The organism is uncultured Gelidibacter sp. (assembly GCF_947500795.1).
Taxonomy (GTDB): Bacteria; Bacteroidota; Bacteroidia; order Flavobacteriales; family Flavobacteriaceae; genus Gelidibacter.
Genome location: NZ_CANMTE010000001.1, coordinates 404,941 through 423,669 on the forward strand (window position 1 = coordinate 404,941; position 18,729 = coordinate 423,669).

Below are 18,729 nucleotides of genomic sequence, written 5' to 3' on the forward strand. Positions count from 1 at the left end.
AAAATATCAATACTAGTCAGCACTAATTCTTATTCATCTATAGTTGGAAATACGAAATCTTCTACGATATAAACTTATGTGTAATTAGTTGAACATGCGATATTTTAAAAACTCTTCTTCTGATTAATGACAACATAATTCGACAAAACAGTATCGTTTTTCAGTTAATTCCTGCGATCCTAATTTTCCCCTTTGTAGTTGAAGGCATTCTTCCTACATTTAACAAATTGTATGCATTATGCTCAAGAAAGTTTTTGGTAGTGCCGTTTTTGGTGTTGAGGCCACAACAATTACTGTTGAGGTTAATGTAGATAATGGCGTAGGATATCATCTCGTTGGGCTTCCCGATAATGCCATTAAAGAAAGCAACTACCGTATTGCTGCTGCTCTTCAGAATAATGGGTATAAAATTCCAGGTAAAAAGATCATCATTAACATGTCGCCTGCCGATTTACGAAAAGAAGGTTCCAGTTATGATTTGACTTTAGCCATCGGGATTTTAGCGGCAACAGGTCAAATTGAAGCTGATAATTTAGGCGAGTACTTAATTATGGGCGAATTGGCTTTGGATGGCAATTTGCAACCCATAAAAGGATCATTGCCAATCGCTATAAAGGCTCAAGAAGAAGGTTATAAAGGATTTATTCTTCCGCTGCAAAATGCCAAAGAGGCTGCCATTGTTTCAGATTTGGAAGTTTATGGTGTAGATAATATAAGGCAAGTCATCGATTTTTTTGATAAAAACGAACCGATTGAACGTACCGTCATTAACGTTCAGGAAGAGTTTTATAAGAATTTGGATTTTCCCGAATTTGATTTTTCCGATGTGAAAGGCCAAGAATCCATCAAACGCTGCATGGAAATTGCAGCGGCGGGCGGACATAATATCATCTTGATTGGACCTCCAGGAGCTGGTAAAACAATGTTGGCAAAACGATTACCCAGTATTTTGCCACCCATGACCATGCGGGAAGCATTAGAAACAACTAAAATTCATTCTGTTGCTGGACGCGTTAAGGACAACACAGGCTTAATGTCGCAACGACCGTTTAGGAGCCCACATCATACCATATCGAACGTTGCCTTGGTTGGTGGTGGGAGTTATCCGCAGCCAGGAGAAATCTCATTATCTCACAATGGGGTTTTATTTTTAGACGAATTACCAGAATTTAAACGCGATGTCCTGGAGGTGATGCGACAACCTTTAGAAGATCGGGAAGTGACCATCTCTAGAGCAAAATTCACAGTAACTTACCCATCATCATTTATGTTGGTGGCGAGTATGAATCCGAGTCCCGGCGGTTATTTCAACGATCCTAATGCGCCCGTAACTTCATCTCCTGCTGAAATGCAACGCTATTTAAGTAAAATCTCGGGACCACTTTTAGATCGGATTGACATTCATATTGAAGTAACACCTGTCCCTTTTGAAAAATTATCTGACGAGCGTAAGGGCGAAGCATCTATTGACATCAGAAAACGAGTTACAGCTGCCAGAGAACGACAAACCGAGCGATTTTCAGACAATCAGAATGTGCATTACAATGCGCAAATGAATACCAAACAAATCCGGCAACACTGCATTTTGGATGACGCCTCCAAAAATCTCTTAAAAACAGCCATGGAGCGCTTAAATCTTTCGGCGCGAGCCTATGATCGCATATTAAAAGTCTCAAGAACTATTGCCGATTTAGAAGGTGTGGTTGAGGTAAGTGGCGCGCATATAAGTGAAGCCATTCAATACCGAAGCTTAGACAGAGAAGGTTGGTTGGGTTAATCGTGTTCACTATTAGAAAATATCATATTTAATGAATCAAAATAGAAGTACCATATATTAAAAATTACACCACCTTAATGAAATCACTACTACTCAGCATTCCATTTTTATTAGTCTTAAGTTGTAACCAATCCGAAGAAAAGAAAGCTAAAACCCCCATACAAACTACTACAGAAGTAGCACAGGTAACTGCACCTACACTTCATTTGGAAGAGGCCAATCGGTTGGCCCAATTGCCCATCCATTGCATCCAGACAGAATATCCTAACAAGCTTGGGCAAACTATAGGAGGTAAGGACGATTTACAAGAGCCAAAGACACTTCACCCAGCATTTTACGGGTGTTTTGATTGGCATTCCGCAGTACATGGCCATTGGAGTTTGGTGAGTTTATTAAAGCAATTTCCTGAACTTGAGAATGCAGAAGAGATCAAACAAATGCTTCAGCAAAACATCTCAAAAGAAAATATTCAAAAGGAAGTCGAATATTTTTTCGGGAAACATAATACGAGTTACGAGCGCACTTATGGTTGGGCGTGGCTATTGAAACTTGCTGAAGAATTGCATACTTGGGATGCCCCGTTGGCAAGAGAATTGGAGACCAATTTGCAACCACTAACAGATCTTATTGTAGAAAAATACATCGAATTTTTACCAAAGCTTAATTATCCTATTCGTGTTGGCGAGCATCCTAATACCGCTTTCGGACTATCCTTTGCTTATGATTATGCTGTAACGGTAGGTAATGAAACATTATCATCAGTTATTGCACAACGCGCAAAAGATTTTTATTTAAAAGATGCTAATTGTCCATTGTCGTGGGAGCCAAGTGGATTTGACTTTTTATCGCCATGTTTTGAAGAAGCGGCATTAATGAAACGGGTGTTGCCAAAAGAGGAATTTAAAACTTGGCTTGCCGATTTTCTGCCACAATTAAAAGATAAGAACTTTAAGTTGGAACCTGGGATAGTGAGCGATAGAACTGATGGGAAATTGGTGCATTTAGATGGCGTCAATTTTTCAAGAGCGTGGAGCTTATATGAAATAGCTAAAGATTTACCAGAATATGTACATCTGGAAAACACCGCAAATGCACATATCAACTATTCCCTGCCAAGTATTGTAGGAGATAGTTATGAAGGTGGGCATTGGTTAGGCAGTTTTGCCATTTATGCCTTAAACACCGTAGCGCGTGATTGAAAAAAAATGGTTTAAAACTATAGGTCACGGACTAACGTGAGAAAAAATTTACATTTAAGATGCTGTATTAATAGGATAAAACCATAAATCTTGATAGTTTAGGGGTTGATATTCAGAATTATATCACCTTCAATACATAACCAACTTATACCAACCAAATATGAAAAATCTATTACTACTCATTTTAGGAATCCTTATTGGCGCATTTATTACGTATTTCTATTTTTCTAAAACCGATGCGGATTTTGCTATAAACGCACCCAAAGGACTCATTTCTCCTGAGCAAATCAAAACCTTGGATAACGCCTATAACCCGCGTTACAAATTAATCAGTGATTCCATCGTGACCAGGGAAGGCGGCGATAACCGTTCATCATGGTACGGATTAGATCAAGTTCGGGACTATCTCAATTATGCAGAAGACGAAGCTAAACAACGTGGTTACACCATGGATGGCGTTCGTATTTATTTGGGGGCACATCCTGATCAGGATGGTAAAGCAGGCTATACCACGATGTTTTTTGTGCCGACAGGAAAACTTGTCAAAACTGAAGCCTCCATGCTTAATTTTTCTTTGCAAAATGGAAGCAGTGACATCCCTGATGGTGAGGGCTTAGACATGGGCGGTCATGGGTATCCTCCAAGTGCTAATTATCCTCAATAGGCTAAAGGAAATGGACGAATTTTTGAGGCAAAATTATTTCATAATCACGCGTTCAGTTGAGTTTCTAGCGGCTGCTACTGGATTAATTTGTTTCTATAAGTATAGAAAAACGGCAGTTAAATATTTTATCCTGTTTTTAGTCTATGCCGCTCTAGGGGATTATTTGGGTGGTTATCCAACATTTTTTGCACGTTTTAATGCCTTACACCTTATTGAAAATACGGTGTTTGAAAAAAATTATTTCTATTATGCTGTGTTTTGGGGAATTGGAACAGCAGTGTTTTTTCCGTTTTTTTATAGGAAAATCCTTTCAGATTCGGTTAGAAAGCGATTTTTATTCTTTGCAACGCTCTTGTTTTTTGTCGGATCTGTAATTTACTTGGCGCTGAATGCTCAGTTGCTCAACCACAAGTTCTATATCCCGATATTTGTATGGGGTTCATTCCTCATTTTACTTTGTGTTTGTTTTTATTTTATAGAAGTTTTGGAGAGTGATAAAGTGTTGACCTTCTACAAGTCGATTTACTTCTGGATAAGTTCAGTCATCTTGATATGGTTCTTAATTACAACACCATTATTGTTTTATGAGACTTATTTTTCCACTGCCGATTGGAATTTTGTTTTTTTAAAATGGCAACTTTATTTAGCTGCCAATATGTTTATGTATGTATCCTTTACAATTGCTTTATTATGGTGCAAACCGGAGAACAACTGATTAGTACTGATGCCCAAAGGTATCTGTTGCTTTATATGATTGCTGTTTTAGTAATTGTGACAACGCTTATTATTGTGTTTTTTATCGTTTTTCAGAAGCGAAAGAACAAGCTGTTAATAGATAAAATAAAGCAGCAAAAGCAATTTGAAGAAACGGTTTCTAAAACCAAAGAGGAAATTCAGGAGCAAACACTTAAATATATTGGCCAAGAACTTCACGATAATATCGGTCAATTACTTTCTTTGGCCAGTATGCAAATGGGAATGTTAGGCGTTAAAATTGGAGCGGATATTAAAGAGCCATATGTTGAGACCCAAAGTATAATCAAAGAGAGTTTGGGTGAAGTGAGAGCGCTTTCTAAGTCCTTAAATACCGAAGTCATTCAAAATAGAGGATTTGTTGAATCCATTAAATTTGAAATTGCACGTCTCAATAAGTTGAAATTAATGACAGCGGATTTTGTTATTACAGGTGACGTTATCCCTTTTAAAAACACTAAAGATAGTACCATCTTGTTTCGTATTTTGCAGGAATTTATTTCCAATTCTGTAAGACATTCTAGGGCATCAAAGCTTACGATAGCATTAGATTTTTCGCCAAATGAATTGCTAATTGAAGCGTCGGATGATGGTGTAGGGTTTGCGATAGATGAGGTTAAGGACAGTTCAGGATTGTTAAATATGAAAAATAGGGCAGAGCTGGTAGAATCCGTTTTCAAGTTGACTTCTCAACCAAATCAGGGTACAAAGCTTAGTATAGCGTATCCAATTTCGAAACGTGTTTTAAAGGACAGTGAATTTTTATAATAGTAAGCCCAATATTCTGTTTTAAGCCATAAACCATTTGCAAAAAAAATGAGTAAATATTGATCCTTTCTAAATTTTGTAATTAGACCTTTCAACAAGTCTCTTCTCTCTTTTCTCTTCTCTCTTTTCTCTCTTCTTAGAATGTTAAAAACTGTTCCTACAAACAAGCATCCCAAAGTGGGGCACTAGGCAAAGGTGCTTCAACATGAATATTCTCATTAGAAACAGGATGGACAAACGATAAGGAGCGGGCATGTAAACTAATGCTTGCATCCGGATTGCTTCTATCAAAACCATATTTTAAATCGCCTTTAATAGGGCATCCAATACTCGATAGTTGCGAACGAATTTGATGATGTCTACCTGTTTCCAAAGCGACTTCAATCAAGTAATAATTGTCTAAATTCTTAAGGACTTTATAATGTAGAATGGCTTTTTTGCCGTCAGCTATTTCTTTGGTGTAGGCAGTCGATTTGTTAATCTTCGGATTCTTTTTAAGCCAATGAATTAGGGTGTCTTCTGTTTTAGGAGGCATCTGCTTAACGAGTGCCCAATAGGTTTTTTTAGCGTCCTTTTCAGCGAATAATTTATTGAGACGTGGTAAGGCTTTACTCGTTTTTGAGAATACGATTACCCCTGTAGTTGGTCGGTCTAACCGATGCGCTACACCCAGGTACACGTTTCCAGGTTTATTGTATTTTTCCTTGATGTACGATTTAACAACTTCACTTAAGGGTTCGTCCCCGGTTTTATCACCTTGAACAATATCACCAGCACGTTTATTGATGATGATAATATGGTTGTCTTCGTATAAGACCTGTAAGTTGTCTTTATTTGAGAGTACTTTAGCCACGGATTTTTTTAGATAAGTTTTTGGATAAGAATTGCACTACGTTTACAAAAGACACCGAATTACAGTCATTTTAATTAACCCCAGACTGCCAACTGTCTTACTGCTAACTGCCAACTGAATACTGCTTACTGAATACTGCCTACTGAATACTGCCAACTGAACCCTAATACTGTTCTTCCTCATTCGGAAAATCCAAATCCTTCACATCTTTCACATATTGTGAGATTGAATTGGTCATGTCTTCATACAAATTCATGTATCGGCGTAAGAATCGCGGATGGAACTCATGCGTCATTCCCAACATATCATGTAGGACAAGCACTTGTCCGTCAACGCCATTACCAGCGCCAATTCCAATAACCGGAATAGAGATGCTTTCTGCCACTTCTTGAGCTAATTTTGCCGGGATTTTTTCTAAAACAATGGCGAAACAGCCTATGCGTTCCAACATCAGTGCGTCTTCTTTTAGTTTTTCTGCTTCTTGCTCTTCCTTGGCTCTAACAGTGTAGGTTCCAAATTTATAGATAGATTGTGGAGTGAGTCCTAAATGGCCCATCACAGGAATTCCCGCATTTAAAATACGTTTGATAGATTCCTTTACTTCTTTTCCACCTTCTAATTTTACAGCATGTCCGCCACTTTCCTTCATGATTCTGATGGCAGATCGTAAGGCTTCTTTTGGATCACTTTGGTAACTTCCAAAAGGCAAATCGACCACCACTAATGAGCGCTCAATAGCACGAACGACACCTGCAGCATGATAAATCATTTGATCTAAAGTTATTGGCAGCGTCGTTTCATGACCGGCCATTACATTACTTGCAGAATCACCTACCAAAATTACATCTACACCAGCGCCATCTACAATTTTAGCCATTGTATAATCGTAGGCGGTAAGCATGGATATTTTTTCACCATTGGCTTTCATATCCACCAATGTTTTTACGGTAATTCTTTTGTAATCTTTTTTAGCTACTGACATGTGTAATAATTTAGTGGTGTAAAAATAAGTGTTTTTAAATAAATGATGGTTTTTGAATTTAAAAGCACTTAGTTCAATGACAAAATTCCAAAATCATCTAGATTTTAGAATTCCGTATGTATTAATTATAAATTTTTATTTTAACAATCTGACAAATGTACGCCAACGGCTAAACCACCTTCAGAGGTTTCTTTATACTTCGTATTCATGTCCTTGGCGGTTTCCCACATGGTTTGAACCACTTTATCCAAAGGAACTTTTACGTTTTTAGGATCTGTATTTAGCGCCAATTCTGCAGCATTAATAGCTTTAAGCGCACCCATGGCGTTACGTTCTATACACGGAATTTGAACCAGTCCCGCAATAGGGTCGCAAGTCAGTCCGAGATGGTGTTCCATGGCAATTTCAGCGGCAATCAATACTTGTTCAGGGGAACCTCCCATCAATTCACATAACGCAGCTGCTGCCATTGACGATGACACGCCAATTTCTGCCTGACAGCCACCCATTGCGGCAGAGATGGTCGCATTTTTCTTGAAAATACTGCCAATTTCTCCTGCAACCAATAAGAATTTCTTGATTTCCTCAAAGCCAGCGTCATGATTTTCAATCACTAAATAATACATCAAAACTGACGGAATAACGCCAGCACTGCCATTGGTAGGTGCAGTAACTACGCGCCCTAAAGCCGCATTTACTTCATTGACACTCAGCGCAAAACAGCTTACCCATTTTAGGATCTGTCTGAATTTGACTTCTGTTTTTCGGATGGTTTCTAACCATTCCTTTGGATTGTTATAAGGAAGGTCACCTTTTAAATTCTCGTACATGTCATACGCACGACGTCTGACATTTAATCCGCCAGGTAAATTACCTTCGGTATGACAGCCCGTGTACATACATTCTAACATGGTGTCCCAAATACGGTGCAATTCAAAATCGATGGTTTCCATATCCCTGATCGATTTCTCATTTTCCAATACCACACTAGAAATTGGCAAGTCTAACTCCTTACAATACGCGAGAAGTTCAGTACCTAATCGGATAGGGTAAGGGAAAGTGTTTTCGAAAATTTTACAATTCTTCTTCGACACTTTTCGCTCTTCTTTAACTACGAATCCGCCGCCAATGGAGTAGAAGGTAGAACTGGATCTTCTGCCATCAATCATTGCGGTGAATTTCATGCCGTTGGCGTGAAACGGTAAGAATTTTCTATTGAAAACAATATCAGCTTTTGGATCAAAAGTGATTGGTATTTCATTGTTAAACAGTAAGGTGTTGGTGCTTTTAACCGTCGCAATAATAGATTCAAGAGAATCTATTGGAATTCTTTCAGGATCTGCGCCATAAAGCCCTAAAATTACCGCATAATCTGTAGCATGGCCTTTACCGGTAAGTGATAGAGAACCATAAAGATCTACGGTAATGCTTGTAACCTTATCAAATTTATTGCTATCCTTTAACTCTTTAATCCAGCGTTCAGCAGCACGCCAAGGTCCTAAAGTGTGGGAACTTGATGGGCCAACGCCAATCTTTAACATATCAAATATAGAAATACACTCCATTAACGCAAACGATTTAGAGCTACAAATATAGCCTCTTTTTATTTCAAAATGGAATTGCAATCACCTAGAAATAAATTATCGGAATATCTGCCTGAGACCCTATTAATTACGATTGTTTATACTTCAAAAAACGAATAAACATCTTTCCATAACTAAATAAAGAAAGGACGTTCATATCACAAGTAATCGTGACAACAACATCCTTTTTTAAATTTAAATGAAACGTAGAAAATCTACTATTTTATATCAAAATGTGTAATATTAGTGGCTTGCATCACTTCGTTAAGATTAGAAATGTCTACACCATCTACATTATCTGCAGGAACGACAACCACTCTAAAAGTTTGGTTTTGTGTCCATTCAGCATCTAAGGTGTTGAATTTTTTAGTGCCATCTAAAAAGAAACGCACATCGGTTCGGGTAAAATCGTAGTTGTATACTAAAGTGCCATCATCAAAATAGACACTTTGTGGTAACATACGCCAAATGTCTGTGCCGTTATTAGTTTCCCATAAAATATAAACTAAGGTCACGTCAGAAGGTAAAACTTCAAAGCCATAATTTTCTGTGTACGAATAATTATTGTCAGCTGTGAAATTGACATCAATTTCAAATGCCGAGGAGACAATAATTCCGCCGTCAGCACCATCTACACCATCAATGCCGTCAAAACCAGGAGGTCCCATTGGTCCTTGGTCGCCTGTACAGGCCGTCAGTGTTATAGCTAATACAAATAATAAGGTTGCGATCTTTTTCATATGAATTCGTTTTTAAGTGATTTGTAAATTTACGAATCCTTATCTATATATGGTATAACTATGTCAAAACAAAGCATAAAAATGACACCTTGTCAGATTTTCTGTCATGGCACAATGATTGACATATAGAAAGAGAAATTAAAAAATTAATAATTCAACACAAAACATATATTATGAGTAAAATAATTGGAATCGATTTAGGTACAACCAACTCTTGCGTTTCGGTAATGGAAGGTAACGAGCCAGTTGTAATTCCTAATGCAGAAGGTAAAAGAACTACACCATCTGTCATTGCTTTCGTAGAAGGTGGTGAAATTAAAGTTGGTGATCCAGCAAAACGTCAAGCGGTAACAAACCCTACAAAAACGGTTTCTTCCATTAAACGTTTCATGGGTAACAAGTATTCTGAGTCTAAAAACGAAGCAGAACGTGTACCATATAAAGTGGTAAAAGGTGATAATGATACGCCAAGAGTAGATATTGACGGTCGTTTATATACACCACAAGAATTATCAGCAATGATTCTTCAAAAAATGAAGAAAACTGCAGAAGATTATTTAGGTCAAACAGTATCTGAGGCTGTAATTACAGTACCAGCTTACTTTAATGACTCTCAACGTCAAGCTACAAAAGAAGCTGGTGAGATTGCAGGTTTAAAGGTACGTCGTATCATTAACGAACCAACTGCTGCTGCTTTAGCTTACGGATTGGACAAAAAAGGAACAGACCAAAAAATTGTTGTTTTTGACTTTGGAGGTGGAACGCATGACGTTTCTATCCTTGAGTTAGGTGATGGTGTTTTTGAAGTATTGTCTACAGAAGGAGATACACACTTAGGTGGTGATGATGTTGATGAAAAAATCATCGATTGGTTAGCTGACGAATTCAATAAAGAAGAAGGTATCGATTTACGTAAAGATCCTATGGCGCTTCAACGTTTAAAAGAAGCATCAGAGAAAGCGAAAATTGAATTGTCATCTTCAGGACAAACTGAAATCAACTTGCCATATGTAACAGCTACAGCTAGCGGACCAAAGCACTTGGTAAGAACGTTAACTAAAGCGAAATTTGAGCAATTGATTGACGATTTAGTAAAACGTACTATCGAGCCTTGTAAGAATGCAATGAAAGCTGCAGGTCTTTCAATATCTGATATTGACGAAGTTATCTTGGTAGGTGGATCAACACGTATCCCAGCTGTACAAGAAGCTGTTGAAAAATTCTTCGGTAAAAAACCTAGTAAAGGTGTAAACGCTGATGAAGTTGTTGCCGTAGGTGCTGCAATTCAAGGTGGTGTATTAACTGGAGATGTTAAAGATGTATTGCTTCTTGATGTGACGCCGTTGTCTTTAGGTATTGAAACAATGGGTAACGTGATGACGAAGTTGATTGAAGCTAACACTACAATTCCAACTAAGAAATCGCAAATATTCTCAACAGCTGCAGACAATCAACCTTCAGTGGAAATCCACGTATTACAAGGTGAGCGTGCTATGGCAGCCGATAACAAAACAATTGGACGTTTCCATTTAGATGGTATTCCACCAGCAAAACGTGGAACTCCTCAAATTGAAGTAACGTTTGATATTGATGCCAATGGTATCATTCACGTAACGGCTGGAGATAAAGCTACAGGAAAAACACAAGACATCCGTATTGAGGCGTCTTCTGGATTGACTGAAGAAGAAATTAAGAGAATGAAAGCTGATGCTGAAGCAAATGCTGAAGCTGATAAGCAAGCGAAAGAAAAAGCAGAGAAATTAAATGCTGCTGATGCAATGATTTTCCAAACAGAAAGTCAATTGAAAGAGTTTGGTGATAAATTATCTGATGATAAGAAAAAACCAATTGAAGAAGCGCTTGAAGAATTGAAAACAGCTTTCGAATCTAAAGATATCGCAGTAATCGACCCAGCTCTTGAGAAAATCAACGAAGCTTGGAAAGTTGCTAGTGAAGAAATGTACAAAGCACAAGCAGAGGCTCAAGGTGGACAACAAGGACCTGATGCTGGAAACGGAGCTCAAGGTGGTCAGTCTAATGAAGGTAGCGACGTTGAGGACGTAGACTTTGAAGAAGTAAAATAAGCTGAAACCTTATTTTGATAATCATAATAAAGTGAATAGCTAATTCCGAGCTAGACTTGGAATACTAATAAAAACGCAACCTTAAATTAAGGTTGCGTTTTTTATTTGGTTGATTTTTAGAGAGACTGTTATTGCTTAGCACTTAAAACCTCGCCATCACCATCTACTTTAATGTTCATCTTTTCACTGCCTTTTGAAATTTGCAGATGATAGGTTCTTTCAAGATCTCTATTGCTCGCAAACTTCACACGAAATACCGTTGAGTTCAGTTTCCAATTAGGATACTTGTCTAAAAGCGATAATCTCACTTTTTCAGTCAGTTGCACATTCTCAAATCTTTCTATAGATTTTAACAACTCTCCATCATTATTATATACCGCTCTAATTTTACCTGCATGATTTTTAAATATAATTAAATAGGATTCATATTTACCATACAAGTCAGAGCTGGTAATGTCGTACTTAGCAGCTGCCGTTTCAAGTCCCTTTACTGCTGTGGATGCAGTTGGATCGTAAACAGCATCATAATAGGTTACATTTTTAATAGGTGATAAAATAATTTCATCTAAATCTACATAAGCTATCGTAGTTTCAGGATCCTGTGCATTAACCAAGTTACTTAGGCCTATAATTGCTAGCCCAACAAGCATTAGTTTTACTTTTTTTATAGTTTTCATGATTTCTAGGTGTTTAAGTTACAGATTGAATAGTTGGATTTATTTAGGATTTAAAAGAACTCCATTATTATCAATCTTTAGATTCATTCTTTTGTTGTCTTTAATCAGTTGTACCTCGTATACCCGTTTGATATCTTTGTTCAACCAATAATTTACCCGATATTTTGTAGTATTAAGTCGCCAGTCCGGATAGGTGTTCTTGAGTGTCGCGACTACAATTTGTGGCAAAATGATACCTTCAAACTTTTCATTTGAATAAGTGATTTCACCATCACGATTAAATAGCGCCCAAACTTTGCCATGTTCAGATTCAAATAACACTTCATAATTAGAATTCTCTTTAGAAAATACCGTTGCCGTTGTAATATCATATTTGGCAACTAGCTTTTCTAATTTTATAGCTCGTTTAGGAGCATTTGGATCATTAACTAAGTCGAAGTATTTTGCATTCTTATAAGGTGAAACAACAACCTCGTCCAGTTTCTCTTCACTTACCATTGTGGTAACAATTTGAGAGTTCATCATCAGGCTGGTCAGACCTAAAAAGAGACCAATCAGTAAAGTTTTCATAATATTTATATTTAGGAGCAGGTACGATCAACCTTGAGAATTATAAAATAGTTAGATGCGATTAAAACGCTCAGTCTTAAAAAGGTCTACACTAAAATTGGGACATTAGCTTGCAGTAGCACCTTCACGTAAATCGTGTTGCTATTGACAAAATGCTAGTACTTGAATATCTTAAAATGATTTTTTTTGATACCTAAAAGGTAATGTTGATGACTTGGGAGCCGAGGGGAAGTGTAATGATATAAAGGTAGGTAAAACTTAAAGAAGGCTATGCTACTATAGTAGTTTTTAGTATGCTTTTTCTTATGTTTTATTTTTGGTATTGGTTGTAAATCATAGAGTTGTGTGGTTTGGGGCTTTTGAAGGTTGTAATTAGCTGTCATATAAAAACGCAACCTTTTTATAGGTTGCGCTCTTTAAGGATGACATTATTTAATTAATTATAGTGAGGCGAAACAACCTGATTTTAATACATCTCCATCACAATTTACTTTTACATTCAATTTATCTGTGCCTTTTTGAATTTGTAAGTAATATGCTTTTTCAACATCTTTATTGTGGGCATACTTTACACGGAACACAGTTGAATTAAGTCCCCATCCAGGATATTTGCTTAAAAGTGCTAATCTTACTTTTTCTGGCAATTGGATGTCTTTAAATTTTTCTATAGAAGTAAGAAGCTCTCCATCTTTATCGTACATGGTCACAATTTTCCCTACACTATTTTTGAATATGAACATGTAGGAGTCATAGTTGCCGTATACATCTGAAGCGGAGACATCGTGTTTAGCGACTATAGTTTCAAGATCTTTTACACCTTTTGCGGCATATGGATCATAAACGGCTTTATAATAGCTTACGTTTTTGATTGGCGAAATAATAACTTCATCTAATTTTACTCTATTTGTAGAAGTTTCAGGGGTCTGAGAGTGAACAAAATTGGAAAAGCTTATAAAAGCCAACCCAATTAATATTGTTTTCATCGTTTTCATGATTTCTAGGTGTTTAACATTGAATTTTAATTTTATTACTAGCTGTTATTTAGGATTTGGAATGACGCGATTACGGTCAATTTAATTTCATTTTTTATTGGATTACATCAAAATAAGCAGTGTTTTTAAAGGCGTTTAGACAAACTTCATTTAAGACCACTTCACTTATGTATGTTAAGGTTCGGGTGTGCCTAAGGCTGGTCGGACCTAGAAAAGACCATTCAGTGAGTTTTTCATATTATTGTATTTAGAAGCAGGTTGTTCCCAATGAGAGATAACTAAAAGCTACTAAGGATTAGCGCTCAGAGGTGCACCGTTCAGTACGAGAATTAGGGCAGTAGTGTGAAGTAGCAGATTTATGACATGACTCTGCTAACTTAATTTTATACGAGTTTTTGATTCTAAATTGGAACTATTTCTGACTTGGGTTTCGTGGGGGAAGTTTTATAGGATAAAGGTAAAAAATACTTGAAGTTGGTTTTGCTATTTAAATAGCATAAAATGTTATTTTAACTGATTTTTTTGCTTTTTTTAACGTTGTCAAATCGTTGTTGTGTATGGCTTTATAAGGGTTTCTTGGAGATGAACGCAAATCAAGAACGCAGTCTTTTTATAAGATTACGTTCTTGATTTGATTAGTTGCTTATGTTGAAATTAAAGGTTTTTAGGATTCATTATTACCCCGTTACAATCAATTTTCAAATTCATTTTTTTATCATCTTTTGTAAGTTGTACTTCATACATCCGTTTGATATCCTTGTTCAAATTGTATTTTACTCGGTATTCAGTTGTATTAAGTCTCCAATCTGGATAGGTGTCTCTAAGCGAAAGTCTTACAGTTTCCGGTAATCGAATACCTTCAAATTTTTCGTTAGAATTTAATAGTTCTCCTTCGCCACTAAATGACGCCACAATACTTCCGTAGTTAGACTCAAATAAGACTTCATAGCTATTGTGATTTTTTGAGTATACTGTTGCAGTTTTAATGTCATATTTACCAACTTCATGTTCAAGTTGTTTGGCCTGGCTTGGCGCATTAGGATCATTTACTAAATTAAAGTATTTGGTGTGGATTACGGGCGATACTATTACCTCGTTCAGGGCAACTTCTTCTACATTTACCGAAGCGTTCGGAGTTTGGGAGTACATAAGGGTGGTCAGACCTAAAAATAGACCAATCATTAAAGTTTTCATAATATATTTGTTTTGAAGCAGGTGATCTCTTAATGAGAAATAATCGCAAAGCAACTCATGCATTATCGCTCATTCGTCAACGGTTCAATACTAAATTTGGGACATTATTGTGGTGTAGCAAGTTCACAAAAAGCGTGATGTCGCTAACTCAATTTTAATAATGGCTATTAGGGTTCTAACTAGGGAAATAAATTAACTGTGGGAATTTATATTGCTAAGAATTTGATTTGGTGCGCGGGGAAGTTTAATGATGTAAAGGTAAGATAATCACTAAGGCGACTTTGCTACTTATATAGCACTCAGGGCGTTTTAACAAAATTTTTTGTTTTTTAACATTCGGAAACCATGCAAATTATGATGGCATTCCAATGTTAAAAACGCAACCTCATACTAACTTCGGAGCGTGTGCTGGTGTTGCCATTTCTCTAAAATTATGGCGATTTTTTATACGGTTTAATTTGTGATTTAATCGGAAGGTTTAAAGGAAAGGATCTTTTGTGTCACTTTGTTCTTTTAACAATTGAAGGTCTAATATTTTAATGTGTTTGCGACTGACATCGATAATTCCTTCTTTTTTAAATAGTTGTATGTGGCGATTAAAAACAGCACGTGAAGTGCCAATTAATTCTGCCAACTGCTCATGGGCTAAATTATCAATGTGTTCTATTTTACCGGTACTCTCATTATAGTGTCGCAATAATAAATTTGCCAATCGAGCAGTAACGGTATTTGTACCAATATCTAAAATATGCGACTCGAGTAATTTAAATTGTTGAATGGTGTATGTGAAAAAAGCCTTTAAAGTGTCAGGATTGGTTTTTAACCAGTCTCTCATAATATCCATTGGAACCACTAATAGATCTAAATCTTCCAATAGTTCATAACAGACATCATGTTGAATGGTATTGATTAGTGTAAAGACATCAAAAACATCATTTTTGGTGAGTATAAATAGCGTGAAATGTTTATCTGACTGGTTTAAATTGTAGACTTTTATTTTGCCTTTAACAATAAAATGAAATTTGTAGAGCGTACATTCTTTATCAATAGTGTGTTCTCCTTTGATAAGATGTTTCAAAGTACAACTATTTACCAAACTTAAAAGTGAGTGTTCAGTAGTAGTCTCGAAAATTGAATTGTTTCTTAACAGGTGTATGTATAAATCGCATTTGTTTTGGTCTGCAGCCATTATAAAAAATTGTGCAGGCAGCCCATAGTATAAAGGGGTAAAAATGCCAATGAAGTTACGATATTAATTTGTAATTAGAGAATTATGTTTGTTAACTTCAAAATACTATGCATGCATAATATTTCCTATATTTGTAAAAACAGCACGTATATATATGTCAAAACTTAACCAACTTCTCAATATAAAATACCCAATTATTCAAGCGCCAATGTTTTTGGTTTCAAATACCGCTATGGTTATTGAGGCTATGAAGTCAGGTATTGCAGGGTGTATTCCTGCTTTAAATTATAGAACCTTGCCCGAATTGAAATCTGCCATTCACGAACTGAAGGCGGCAAAGGTAGAAGGTGGTTCTTTTGGATTTAATTTGATAGTTAACAAATCTAATATCAAATACAAAGAGCAGTTACGCGTATTGTGTGAAGAAGGCTGTGATTTTATCATCACCTCATTAGGCAGTCCTGAAGAAACAATAAATCAAGCTCACAAAGCGGGCATTAAAGTGTTTTGTGATGTCACAGATTTAAAATTTGCGCAAAAAGTGGAAGCCTTGGGTGCGGACGCTATTATAGCGGTTAATAATGAAGCAGGTGGGCACCGCGGAGAGATTTCGCCTAAAGACCTCATAGATCTTTTAAAAAGCAATTGTAATATTCCTATTATTTCAGCTGGTGGTGTTGGGACAAAAGCCGATTTGGATAAAATGTTGGCTTATGGTGCAGATGGCGTTTCTATTGGCAGCCCATTTATCGCATCTGTTGAAGCTGGGGTGACGGAGGAATATAAACAAGCTTGTGTAGACTATGGCGCTGATGATATTGTGATGACACAACGTATTTCGGGTACACCATGTACGGTCATTAATACGCCTTATGTCCAAAAAATTGGAACCAAGGAGTCGTGGTTGGAATCTGTGCTGAACAAGAATAAAAAGCTTAAGAAGTGGGTGAAGATGATCCGTTTTTCAATCGGTATGAAAGCCACAGAAAAAGCGGCCAAGGAAGCAACTTATAAAACCGTATGGGTGGCCGGGCCGAGCATTGAATACACTACACAAATCCTTCCGGTAAGAACAATTGTTCAAAATTTAACTGTCTAAGATTTTGGAATTGGATTAATGTTTTGGGCAAATGGTTAAGTTAAACGGTTTAACTTTATCAGTGTTTAAAATATAACACTATGCGCTTAACATCTTCGGAACCTTTTTGGTTGGTTAAAAATGGTATCATTCACTCGTACCCTTCATTAAATGAAGATATTGATACCGATATTGTAATTATAGGTGCCGGAATTACCGGGAGTCTTATTGCGCACCAATGTATTGCCGATGGTTATAATACTGTTATTGTTGATAAACGGGAAGTTTGCCATGGGAGTACATCAGCCACGACTTCAATGCTGCAATATGAGATTGACAAACCTTTATATGAACTGATTGATCTGATTGGTGAAGAAGGCGCCGTGCTCAGTTATAAAGCTTGTTTTGATTCTATAGATCAACTTCAATCCATTTCAAATCAGATAAAGTCTACCTGCGGATTTAAAAAAAAGGAATCACTCTATTTTGCATCAAGAAAAAAAGATGTGACTTGGCTGAAAAAAGAATTTGAAGCCCTTAAAGAGCATGGATTTCCTGTGAAATGGTTAGAACCCAAAACGATTTCAAAAAACTACCAGCTTGAACATACCTATGGCGGCATTCTGTCCGGTCAAGGTGGCAGTATTGATGCCTTTCAGTTGGCTCATGATCTTTTACACTATAATCACAAAAAAGGGCTGCAGATTTTCGATAAAACTGATGTTGTTACTATTGAATACCGCAGTAAAGACGTTATCATTCATACTGAATTCAAAAAGTCCATAAAAGCCAAAAAAGTAATTTTCTGTAACGGATTTGAAAGCACTGAGATTATTCCCGAAAAATTTGTAGACCTGTTATCCACTTATGCCGTTGTAGGTGAACAAAAAGAGGACGACCTATCTCATCTTAATACTACTTTGTTTTGGAATACTGCAGATCCTTACAACTATATGAGAACTACTGATGATAACAGGCTGCTTATTGGTGGCGAGGATGAAGATTTTGTAAACGCCGATAAAAGGGATGCTCTTATCAAAAAGAAGTCTGCCAAATTGGAAAAAACAGTAGAAAAAATCCTTCCAAATTATGATTTTAGAATCGATTTTGGTTGGGCAGGCACTTTTGGTGAAACTAAGGATGGTCTACCTTATATAGGTAAACATCCCGACTTTAAAAATGCCTATTTTGTTTTAGGTTTCGGCGGTAACGGCATTACTTTTTCTGTCATTGGTATGGATATGGTTTCAGCTATGTTACATGGCAAAACGCACGAGCTCTCCAAGTATTTTAAGTTTGGGAGGTAGACGATAAGCCTGAATATTCTTCGATTACAATACGACACAATAGATCATAATTACATTTTGAAGATGGAACTTCTTGACGAAGTCATGCTTCTTATTTCTCGTTCTTCAGAGATGAAATTAATTGGTTTTAAGGCTTTTAATGTATTATTTGATGTTGTCGTTTCGATGCTTTGTTTAATTATTTGAAAAAAAACAATAAAAATTTAAAGCAATTGTCATTTTCGCCAAGCATTGATAAATTAAGGCAATTTGTGATGTTTTGATCATAATTTTATTTCAAATTAGTGTAGTTATTTATTAATAATCAGTCAATTGTGTT

General features: G+C 36.5%; 17 protein-coding genes. 8 read left to right on the forward strand and 9 right to left on the reverse strand.

The annotated features are described in order from the left end of the window. Positions 1-238: 238 nt before the first annotated feature. From Q0947_RS01795 to Q0947_RS01815, 5 genes are all read left to right on the forward strand, one after another. Positions 239-1,777, forward strand: coding sequence for a YifB family Mg chelatase-like AAA ATPase (locus Q0947_RS01795; RefSeq protein WP_299390624.1), 1,539 nt, complete (start codon positions 239-241; stop codon positions 1,775-1,777). Positions 1,778-1,854: 77 nt separating this feature from the next. Beyond that, the gene (locus Q0947_RS01800; RefSeq protein ID WP_299390625.1) at positions 1,855-2,976 is read left to right on the forward strand and encodes a DUF2891 domain-containing protein; all 1,122 of its coding nucleotides are present in this window, start codon (positions 1,855-1,857) and stop codon (positions 2,974-2,976) included. A gap of 160 nt (positions 2,977-3,136) precedes the next feature. Next, positions 3,137-3,640 carry a hypothetical protein gene (locus Q0947_RS01805; protein WP_299390626.1) on the forward strand — a complete coding sequence of 168 codons (504 nt, stop codon included), beginning with the start codon at positions 3,137-3,139 and terminating at the stop codon, positions 3,638-3,640. Continuing rightward, positions 3,606-4,355: a hypothetical protein gene (locus tag Q0947_RS01810; RefSeq protein ID WP_299390627.1), complete on the forward strand. Its 750-nt coding sequence runs from the start codon at positions 3,606-3,608 to the stop codon at positions 4,353-4,355. Before Q0947_RS01805 ends, Q0947_RS01810 begins: the two co-directional genes overlap by 35 nt. Next, on the forward strand, positions 4,331-5,161 hold the full coding sequence (locus Q0947_RS01815; RefSeq protein ID WP_299390628.1) for a sensor histidine kinase: 831 nt from the start codon (positions 4,331-4,333) through the stop codon (positions 5,159-5,161). The genes Q0947_RS01810 and Q0947_RS01815 overlap by 25 nt, the downstream gene beginning before the upstream one ends. Before the next feature lie 157 nt (positions 5,162-5,318). On the opposite strand, the gene Q0947_RS01820 is transcribed toward Q0947_RS01815, so the two are convergent. The 4 genes from Q0947_RS01820 to Q0947_RS01835 form a co-directional block, all read right to left on the reverse strand. Continuing rightward, on the reverse strand, positions 5,319-6,014 hold the full coding sequence (locus Q0947_RS01820) for an RluA family pseudouridine synthase (RefSeq protein ID WP_299390629.1): 696 nt from the start codon (positions 6,012-6,014) through the stop codon (positions 5,319-5,321). A 163-nt stretch (positions 6,015-6,177) separates the two neighbouring features. Then, positions 6,178-6,996, reverse strand: a complete 819-nt coding sequence (gene panB, locus Q0947_RS01825) for a 3-methyl-2-oxobutanoate hydroxymethyltransferase (RefSeq protein ID WP_299390630.1) — start codon at positions 6,994-6,996, stop codon at positions 6,178-6,180. Between the two features lie 140 nt (positions 6,997-7,136). Then, the gene (locus Q0947_RS01830; RefSeq protein ID WP_299390631.1) at positions 7,137-8,561 is read right to left on the reverse strand and encodes an L-serine ammonia-lyase; all 1,425 of its coding nucleotides are present in this window, start codon (positions 8,559-8,561) and stop codon (positions 7,137-7,139) included. A 236-nt stretch (positions 8,562-8,797) separates the two neighbouring features. Next, positions 8,798-9,319: a collagen-like protein gene (locus Q0947_RS01835; protein WP_299390632.1), complete on the reverse strand. Its 522-nt coding sequence runs from the start codon at positions 9,317-9,319 to the stop codon at positions 8,798-8,800. Positions 9,320-9,492: 173 nt separating this feature from the next. Between Q0947_RS01835 and dnaK the strand changes: the two genes are divergently transcribed. Then, entirely contained in the window at positions 9,493-11,403 is a 1,911-nt protein-coding gene (gene dnaK, locus Q0947_RS01840; protein ID WP_299390633.1) for a molecular chaperone DnaK, read from the forward strand. 128 nt (positions 11,404-11,531) lie between these two features. On the opposite strand, the gene Q0947_RS01845 is transcribed toward dnaK, so the two are convergent. The 5 genes from Q0947_RS01845 to Q0947_RS01865 form a co-directional block, all read right to left on the reverse strand. Next, positions 11,532-12,080 (reverse strand): hypothetical protein, encoded by a 549-nt coding sequence (locus Q0947_RS01845; protein ID WP_299390634.1) that lies wholly within the window; start codon positions 12,078-12,080, stop codon positions 11,532-11,534. 39 nt (positions 12,081-12,119) lie between these two features. Continuing rightward, positions 12,120-12,650 carry a hypothetical protein gene (locus Q0947_RS01850; RefSeq protein WP_299390636.1) on the reverse strand — a complete coding sequence of 177 codons (531 nt, stop codon included), beginning with the start codon at positions 12,648-12,650 and terminating at the stop codon, positions 12,120-12,122. A gap of 440 nt (positions 12,651-13,090) precedes the next feature. Beyond that, a complete protein-coding gene (locus Q0947_RS01855) occupies positions 13,091-13,633 on the reverse strand; it encodes a hypothetical protein (RefSeq protein WP_299390638.1) in 543 nt (180 codons plus the stop codon). A gap of 663 nt (positions 13,634-14,296) precedes the next feature. Next, positions 14,297-14,836, reverse strand: coding sequence for a hypothetical protein (locus Q0947_RS01860; RefSeq protein ID WP_299390640.1), 540 nt, complete (start codon positions 14,834-14,836; stop codon positions 14,297-14,299). A 478-nt stretch (positions 14,837-15,314) separates the two neighbouring features. Next, positions 15,315-15,914, reverse strand: coding sequence for a Crp/Fnr family transcriptional regulator (locus Q0947_RS01865; RefSeq protein WP_299390642.1), 600 nt, complete (start codon positions 15,912-15,914; stop codon positions 15,315-15,317). Between the two features lie 265 nt (positions 15,915-16,179). On the opposite strand from Q0947_RS01865, the gene Q0947_RS01870 reads away from it, so the two are divergent. Further along, positions 16,180-17,124 (forward strand): nitronate monooxygenase, encoded by a 945-nt coding sequence (locus Q0947_RS01870; RefSeq protein WP_299390644.1) that lies wholly within the window; start codon positions 16,180-16,182, stop codon positions 17,122-17,124. 80 nt (positions 17,125-17,204) lie between these two features. Beyond that, positions 17,205-18,410, forward strand: a complete 1,206-nt coding sequence (locus tag Q0947_RS01875) for an FAD-binding oxidoreductase (RefSeq protein WP_299390647.1) — start codon at positions 17,205-17,207, stop codon at positions 18,408-18,410. The last annotated feature ends 319 nt before the right edge of the window (positions 18,411-18,729 follow it).